General features: G+C 46.4%; 1 protein-coding gene. It reads right to left on the bottom strand.

Translation table 11 applies throughout. The features are described 5' to 3' along the window. Positions 1-398 precede the first annotated feature (398 nt). A complete protein-coding gene (locus ACFO8Q_RS09180; protein WP_380025472.1) occupies positions 399-1,766 on the bottom strand; it encodes a putative bifunctional diguanylate cyclase/phosphodiesterase in 1,368 nt (455 codons plus the stop codon). Between the last annotated feature and the right edge of the window lie 43 nt (positions 1,767-1,809).

Below are 1,809 nucleotides of genomic sequence, written 5' to 3'. Positions count from 1 at the left end.
GAGGATTATCGGTCAAGGTGGGGGAAGTTTCAATGAGCGGTGTGGCGTATTTTTAGGTTACCGTATACAAACCGTGATTCGAATCTTATCTTCTCACGTCCATGAGACCTCCCACGGTAAGACGATTCACTTTCCTTCCATGTACCCGCATCATTTACATTGGTATGTCCGTGTAGTTAATTGGACTTCGTTTTGTCTTGCAAACTCATCCCATAGCCTATGCCTGATGATGTTCGTGTTCCTCGGGTCGGAATTTTGCCTCCAGCTTCCTTCAGACTCCACCTCACGATGGACGCCCTTGCTCTTGGCTAGTGGTTGGTAACTACAAACCCCCACAGTGGACTTTCACCACCTAGTTAATCGCCATGCGTGGCGCACAAGAATAACCCCTCCGCGATTCACCGCGAAGGGTACAGGACTTGGTTCAAACTCAATAATTTCTCGATCTCACTGGCAGGTGCAGGTTTGCCTATCAGGTATCCCTGAACCACGTCACAATGATGTTGTTTAAGTAGGGACAACTGTTCTTCTGTCTCTACACCTTCAGCAATTACCTCCAGTTTCAGGTCGTGAGCCATTGTGATAATTGCTGCGAGAATTGTTGTATCATCTGAGTCACTTATGATGTCACGAATAAAGGACCGGTCAATTTTCAAGACATCGATAGGGAAATGTTTTAAATAGCCCAATGAAGAATGACCTGTACCAAAGTCATCAATTGAAATGCTTACCCCTAACTCATCCAGTTCTGATAATGTAGCGTTGATCGAATCAATGTTGAACATACTGATGCTTTCAGTGATTTCCAACTCAAGATAGCGGGCGTCCAGACCTGTTTCTTGCAACACACGTCCGACCATGTCTACCAGATCTTGCTGCTGGAACTGCCGGGCGGAAAGATTCACCGCTACACGGATGGATGGCAATCCTACCTCCTGCCATGCTTTAATTTGTGAACAAGCGGTACGCAGGACCCATTCACCAATAGGCACTATAAGTCCGGTTTTTTCTGCCAGCGGGATAAACTCCGCTGGAGGGATGAGTCCCCGTTCGGGATGTTTCCAACGTATCAGCGCTTCGATACCTATAATCTGATTGGTGTGCAGATCCACCTGGGGCTGATAGTGTACCTCAAATTCGTTTTGCTCCAACGCTTTATGTAAAAGATTTTCCATTTGGAGCTGGTCAAATGTCTTGTCGTACATGTCGGAAGTGTAGTACTGGTAATTGTTTCCCCCGTGTTCTTTAGCTTGGTACATCGCTGCGTCGGCATTTTTCACCAGTGTTTCCATTCCATCACCGTCAGCCGGGTACAGGCTGATTCCGATGCTGGTGGTCACAAAGAATTCATGACCATCCATCTTAAACGGTTGGGAGAATGAATCAATGATATTCCGGGCCACTTTGGAAACATCTTCCATATGCTCGATATTCGAAAGTATGACTGTAAATTCATCTCCTCCCAGACGGGCAATCATATCGTTTTGACCTACACTCCTCTTTAACCGTTCCGCAACAGACTGTAACAAAAGATCACCCATTGAGTGGCCAAACGTGTCATTAATGAGCTTAAAATGATCCAAATCGAGAAACATCACCGCGATCAATTGGTTCTGCTTTTGGGCCCAGGTTATCGCCTGACTCAACCGCTCATGAAACAGGAGGCGATTAGGCAATCCTGTTAAGGTATCGTAGTGGGCTAAAAATTCAAGCCGCTCTTTCGACTGTTTGATGATAGTAAGGCTGCCGTAAACAGCCCGTGTCACATGATCGGGTAATCAGTTTGCAGCAACTTCCGTCAGTCCGGGA

The organism is Effusibacillus consociatus, from assembly GCF_042652925.1.
GTDB classification, from domain to species: domain Bacteria; phylum Bacillota; class Bacilli; order Tumebacillales; family Effusibacillaceae; genus Effusibacillus; species Effusibacillus consociatus.
The sequence above is the reverse complement of the archived record's forward strand: the minus strand, read 5'-3'. Positions and strand labels throughout refer to the sequence as shown.